The sequence below is a fragment of the Nocardia sp. NPDC006044 genome (assembly GCF_042871115.1).
Classification (GTDB): Bacteria; Actinomycetota; Actinomycetes; order Mycobacteriales; family Mycobacteriaceae; genus Nocardia.
Window position 1 is genome coordinate 3,826,911 of the sequence record NZ_JBIAID010000001.1, and the last position, 6,086, is coordinate 3,832,996.

The following is a 6,086-nucleotide window of genomic DNA, read 5'->3' on the forward strand; positions in this document are numbered from 1 at the left end:
TCACGAGGCGACCGTCCGGTCAGCGGGGAACACCGCGCGATCGAGGTCGGGTATCCAGCAGTCGGCCGCGATATCGCTGTTGTAGTTCTCGCGAAAGTGGCTGACCAGCGCGGGGAGGTCCGGGTGGGTGTTGGTGACGTCCCACAGGAACGCGTGCGGGTAGGCGGGCGTCGGATCCACGATCGGCACCCGCCGGATATGCGGGTGCCAGGGGCTGTTGAATCCGTCGCCGCTGAACGTGACCAAGGTGTCGGACGCGGCGATCCGGTCGATCAGGAGCTCGATCGGCGCGGGCCCACGCGTGGCGTCGGGGTTGCCGAGCACTTCGGGCCGGCGCGTCGTGTCGATCGGCACGCCGCTGAATACGCTCAGGTCCCGGTAGTAGTCGGACCATTCCGACGGCACCGCGGCGCCGGGCACCCAGACGGTGCAGGCGCGAAGGTCCCCGAGCCGCACCGCTGGGCGACCGGCGAGCGGATGATTGCGGCCAACCAGTAGATGCAGTGGCTCCAAATACGCTGGGGCGGCGGCAATCTGGGCAGGCAACTGACGCGGCCCGCCGTACGCCCTGGCAAACGCCGCGTCGGCGCGACCGCTCAGCAAGGCGTCGCGCGAGGTGGTGAACGCGTTCGACAGGACGATCTCGGTATCGGCGCCGGGATGGCGGTCGAGGTAGAACTGCAAGGCCTGCGTCGCCGCCTGTCGCTCGCCGAGGACGGCCACCCGCAACGGGCCCGGATTGTCCCGCACGGCCGCGACCGCCTCGCCTGCCATGGCCAGCAACGATCTGGCGTGCGGCAGCAGCCGCAGGCCCGCGGTGGTGGGCGTGATCCCGGTGTGGATCCGCTCGAACAGGGTTGCGCCCAACTGGTTTTCCAGCTTCACGATCCGTTTGGAGACCGCCTGCTGGCTGAGCCCCAGTACATCGGCGGCCAGGCTGAACTGACGGTGATCGGCCGCGGCGACAAATGCCCGGACGGCGGCCAGGTCGAGGTCTGCGGTCACCTCGATATACAACCATCAGTTGTACCGCCCAGCATGTCTATTGTTCGACTTGCCCTATTTCACCTGGTCACATGATGCGAAAAGCCGTGGCGCCCGGCGGGTTCGGACAACCGGACGGCTGACGCCACTCTCGTCGAGGGCACAGGTGATCCGATGACAGGCGCGTCTTTCGTGCATCTACACAACCACACCGAGTACTCGATGCTCGACGGCATGGCCAAGATGGGTCCGCTGTTCGCCGAGGCCGAACGCTTGAACATGCCCGCGGTGGCGATGACCGATCACGGCAATATGTACGGGGCCGCCGAGTTCTTCCGGCAGTCGAAACGGTCGGGGGTCAAGCCGATCATCGGGATCGAGGCGTACGTCGCGCCCGAGTCCCGGTTCTCGAACAAACGGGTGTTCTGGGGTGATCCGGCGCAGAAGGGCGACGACGTGTCGGGCTCCGGCGCGTACCTGCATCTGTCGATGTTCGCCAGAAACGCGGCCGGCCTGCGCAATCTGTTCCGGTTGTCGTCGCTGGCGTCGTTCGAGGGACAGCTGGGCAAATGGCCGCGGATGGACGCCGAGCTGATCGCCGAGCATGCCGAGGGCATCATCGCCACCACGGGCTGCCCGTCCGGTGAGGTGCAGACCCGCCTGCGGCTGGGTCACTTCGACGCGGCCTACGCCGCGGCGGGCCGCTGGCGGGACATCTTCGGCCCGGAGAACTTCTTCCTCGAGCTGATGGATCACGGACTGACCATCGAACGCCGGGTCCGCGAAGATCTGCTGGCGGTCGGCACGAAGGTCGGCCTCACGCCAGTGGCGACCAACGACTGTCACTACGTGCTGCGCGAGCAGGCGGCGGCGCACGAGGCGATGCTGTGCGTGCAGACCGGGAAGGCCCTGTCGGATCCGACCCGGTTCCGGTTCGACGGCGACGGCTACTACCTGAAGTCGGCGGCGGAAATGCGGGCGCTGTGGGACGAGGAGGTTCCCGGCGCGTGCGATGCCACCCTCGCCGTGGCCGAACGGGTCGAACCCTATGACGAGGTGTGGGAGTTCCGGGACCGGATGCCGGTGTTCCCGGTGCCGGATGGTCATACCGAAGACAGCTGGCTGCGGCGTGCGGTCGAGGCCGGGCTGCGCTGGCGGCTCCCCGCCGGCGTTCCCGAAACCTACTGCCGCCGAGCAGAATTCGAACTCGACATCATTCGGGACAAGGGATTCCCGGCGTACTTCCTGGTGGTCGGCGATCTGGTGGCGCATGCCCGGCAGGTGGGGATCCGGGTGGGTCCGGGCCGCGGCTCGGCGGCGGGCTCGCTGGTCGCGTACGCGCTGGCGATCACCAATATCGACCCGATCGAGCACGGGCTGCTGTTCGAACGGTTCCTCAACCCGGAGCGCCCCTCGGCCCCGGACATCGATATCGACTTCGACGACCGCCGGCGCGCGGAGATGATCCGCTACGCCACCGACCGGTGGGGCGCGGACAAGGTCGCGCAGGTGATCACCTTCGGCACGATCAAGACGAAGGCGGCGATCAAGGACGCCGCGCGGGTGAACTTCGGCCAGCCCGGATTCGGCATCGCCGATCGCATGACCAAGGCGCTGCCGCCCCCGGTGGCCGCCAAGGACATCTCCGTCGCGGGCATCACCGACCCCGGCCACGACCGATACGGCGAGGCCGCCGAGGTGCGTGCGCTCATCGACAGCGACCCGGATGTGCGCCGAATCTATGACACCGCAGTGGGATTGGAAGGGATCGTGCGCGGCGCCGGCGTGCACGCGTGCGCGGTCATCCTGTCCAACGAGCCGCTGCTCGACACCGTCCCGCTGTGGAAGCGACCGCAGGACGGCGCGATCATCACCGGCTGGGACTACCCGTCGTGCGAGGACATCGGGCTGCTCAAGATGGACTTCCTCGGGCTGCGCACGCTGACGGTGATCGGGGACTGCCTGGACAACATCCGCGCCAACCGCGGTGTCGACATCGACCTGGACACCCTCGCCCTCGACGACGGGCAGGCCTACGCGATGCTGGCCCGCGGCGACAATCTCGGGGTGTTCCAAATGGATTCGGCGGGCATGCGGGAGCTGCTACTGCGCATGGCGCCCACCGAGTTCAACGACTTGATCGCGTCGAACGCGCTGTATCGACCGGGTCCGATGGGGGTCGGCGCGCACTGGGCGTATGCCGACCGGAAGAACGGACGGGAAGCGGTCACGCCGATTCATCCCGAATTGGCAGAGCCGTTGCGCGACATTCTGGCCGAAACCTATGCGCTGATCGTCTACCAGGAGCAGATCATGCAGCTGGCGCAGCGGGTGGCCGGATACTCGCTCGGCCAGGCCGATCTGCTGCGGCGCGCGATGGGCAAGAAGAAGCCGGAAGTGCTCGCCCTGGAATTCGAGAACTTCCGGAAAGGCATGCGCGACAACGGATACAGCGACGCGGCGATCACCGCGCTGTGGGACGCGGTGCTGCCGTTCGCCGGCTACGCCTACAACAAGTCGCATGCCGCGGGCTACAGCCTGGTGATGTACTGGACCGCCTATCTGAAGGCGAACTACCCGGCGGAGTTCATGGCCGCCCTGCTCACCTCGGTCGGGGACGACAAGAACAAGTCGGCGATCTATCTGGCGGATTGCCGCAAGCGCGGAATCCGGGTGCTGTCGCCCGATGTCAATCACTCCGTGGGCACGTTCTCCAGCGTCGGAGCGGATATCCGGTTCGGGCTCGGTGCTGTGCGCAATGTGGGTGAGCCCGTGGTGGCGGCCATCATTCAGGCTCGGGAGCGGGGCGGGTTGTTCACCGGCTTCTCCGATTACCTCGCGAGGGTCGACGCGATCGGCTGCGCCAAACGGGTGGTCGAATCGCTGATCAAGGCGGGCGCCTTCGACTCGCTCGGCCATCCACGCAAAGGGTTGCACCTGATCCACGAGGCTGCCGTCGACGCGGCGATGAACACCAAGAAGGCCGTGGCGCGAGGGCAATTCGATCTGTTCGCCGCCGATAATGCCGGCGCGGAGCCGCTCGGTTCCGTGTTCGAGATCCCGGTGCCGGACCAGGAATGGGACAGTAGGCAGTTGCTCGGTCTCGAACGGGAAATGCTGGGACTCTACGTTTCCGGTCATCCGCTCGACGCGGTCGCGCCGCTGCTCGCCGCGCGTTGCGATACCCCGCTCGTGACGATCGCCGAGGGGCGGGTTCCACACGGTCGGCAGATCCTGGTCGGCGGCATAGTGGCGGCGATCGATCGACGGGTGACGAAGAAGGGTGAGCCGTGGGCCATCGTGCGGTTGGAGGATCTGGATGCGAGCACCGAGGTTCTGTTCTTCCCCGCCGCCTACAGTGCGGCGGCAGCCAGTCTCGCCGAGGACGCCGTCGTGGTGGTTGCCGCCCATGTCAGTGTCCGGGAGAGCCGGCTTTCGGTGCTGGGCGATCAGGTCACGGTTCCCGATCTGAGTGGGCACGCCGCGGGAAACCCGGTCACGGTGACGATTCCGGTTGCCGCGTGCACCGCCGAGAATGTGCGCACACTGCGCGAAACGCTGCAACGCCACGCGGGACCGGTAGCGGTTCGGATCAGGCTGGTCGGTAAGGCCGGGCCGCAGTTGCTCGCGATCGATCCGCGGTTCCACGTCACCACCTCGCCGGCCTTGATGGGCGAGCTCAAGGCGTTGTTCGGGCAAGCATGTCTGCTGTAGTCGCTATTCGACCTTTTCGAAAGGCGTGGGGCTCTGGCCGGTCCAGCGATACAGGTGGGCGGTGCCGGTTTGCTTGGTACCGTCATCCGATTTCGTGGTTCCGGATGTGGCGACGTAGTAGCGGCCGTCGCCCAGGGAGATCAGTCCATAGGGGGCGTGGAACTGCCAGCCACGGGTGCCGGAACTGTCGTCTCGCTGACCGCCGGGCGCGAGCGAAAGCACTTGCGCCTGTTCGGGTCTGGGCTGTCCGATCAGCTGCTGGCGTTGCGGCTGCTGCTTCGCCTCGACCATGAAGAACGGATAGTTCGGGAACTGCGGCTTCTTGCCCGGGTAGACGGCGAGGAACCAGTTGCCGGTGTGCCGATCGAACTCGAGGTTCTGCACACCGAAGGTGGTGTTTCCGGTGCGGACGAAGTACTTTCCGTCCGGGGTCGCCGGTCCGCTGGTGTGCGGGGAACGCTGGGTGAGCGGGCGCTCGTACTCGCGCCAGCGGCTGGTGTCGTACTGGAGGATCACCTGGTAGTCGTTGTCGGTGCGGCTGGTTTCGGAATAGATGCCATAGGCGACGGTGAGTTTCTGGTCGCCGTCGACGCTGCCGAAGGCTGGGCCGAACGCTACGCCGTCGATGCCGCTGCAGCCATACCGGTGGTCGGGGGTCGCGGCGGTGTCGCCGTCGAATTTGCCGTCACCGTTCATGTCCGCGGTGTAGTCGGCCACCACCTCGCGCAGATACACCGTGGTGACGATGCCGGTGGATTCGGCGTTCATATCCCGCTCGGTGATCCGGTCGACGTCGATGATGGCGATGTAGAACGCTTGCGCCGCTTTGTATTCCAGCGAGCCGTAGACGCGGCCGTCACGCTCGTCGAAGGCGAGGTCGCCCAGGTGGCCGGTGAATCCGGTGAGGGTGCCGATCACCGTGCCGTGCAGGTCGGTCTTCACCAGCAGGTCGGTGAAGGAGAAGTACATGAACCCGTTGCGGGTGTCGATCGCCATGCCCTGCACGTGACCGGATTTCCAAGCGCCGCCGGATATTTCGGTCGGGAGCTGTTGCACTTCCGCGCCGGCGGGCGGCAGTGCGGTCAGCGCCGCCGCGAACAGGGTCAGCAATCCGAGACGCAGTAACCGAGCGAACACCGGGACCTCCATCGTCGTACGACGTCGATGCCGTGACGTTAGAGTGGCGAACCGACCGTGTATCGACTACGCGGAGAACAGCATTCAACGAATCGGTGAGCGGAGGACCGGAAAACGACGAAAGCCCCTGACCGAAGTCAGGGGCTTTCGCGAAATATGTTCCGGCGGTGTCCTACTCTCCCACACCCTGTCGAGTGCAGTACCATCGGCGCTGGCAGGCTTAGCTTCCGGGTTCGGAATGGGACCGGGCG

Annotated in this window: 3 protein-coding genes and 1 rRNA gene; 1 reads left to right on the forward strand and 3 read right to left on the reverse strand. The window is 66.4% G+C overall.

Translation table 11 applies throughout. The features are described from left to right. Complete coding sequence (locus ACFYO1_RS17520; RefSeq protein ID WP_387231617.1) at window positions 1-1,005, reverse strand: LysR family transcriptional regulator; 1,005 nt, start codon at window positions 1,003-1,005, stop codon at window positions 1-3. A gap of 153 nt (window positions 1,006-1,158) precedes the next feature. Here ACFYO1_RS17520 and dnaE point away from each other — a divergent pair, with 153 nt between their 5' ends. Continuing rightward, entirely contained in the window at window positions 1,159-4,698 is a 3,540-nt protein-coding gene (gene dnaE, locus ACFYO1_RS17525; RefSeq protein ID WP_387231619.1) for a DNA polymerase III subunit alpha, read from the forward strand. 3 nt (window positions 4,699-4,701) lie between these two features. Here the strand turns inward: dnaE and ACFYO1_RS17530 are convergent, their stop codons facing one another. Together ACFYO1_RS17530 and rrf are read right to left on the reverse strand one after the other, a co-directional pair. Further along, window positions 4,702-5,835: a hypothetical protein gene (locus ACFYO1_RS17530; RefSeq protein ID WP_387231621.1), complete on the reverse strand. Its 1,134-nt coding sequence runs from the start codon at window positions 5,833-5,835 to the stop codon at window positions 4,702-4,704. A gap of 159 nt (window positions 5,836-5,994) precedes the next feature. Next, window positions 5,995-6,086, reverse strand: a 5S ribosomal RNA gene (rrf, locus tag ACFYO1_RS17535); the annotation flags it as partial.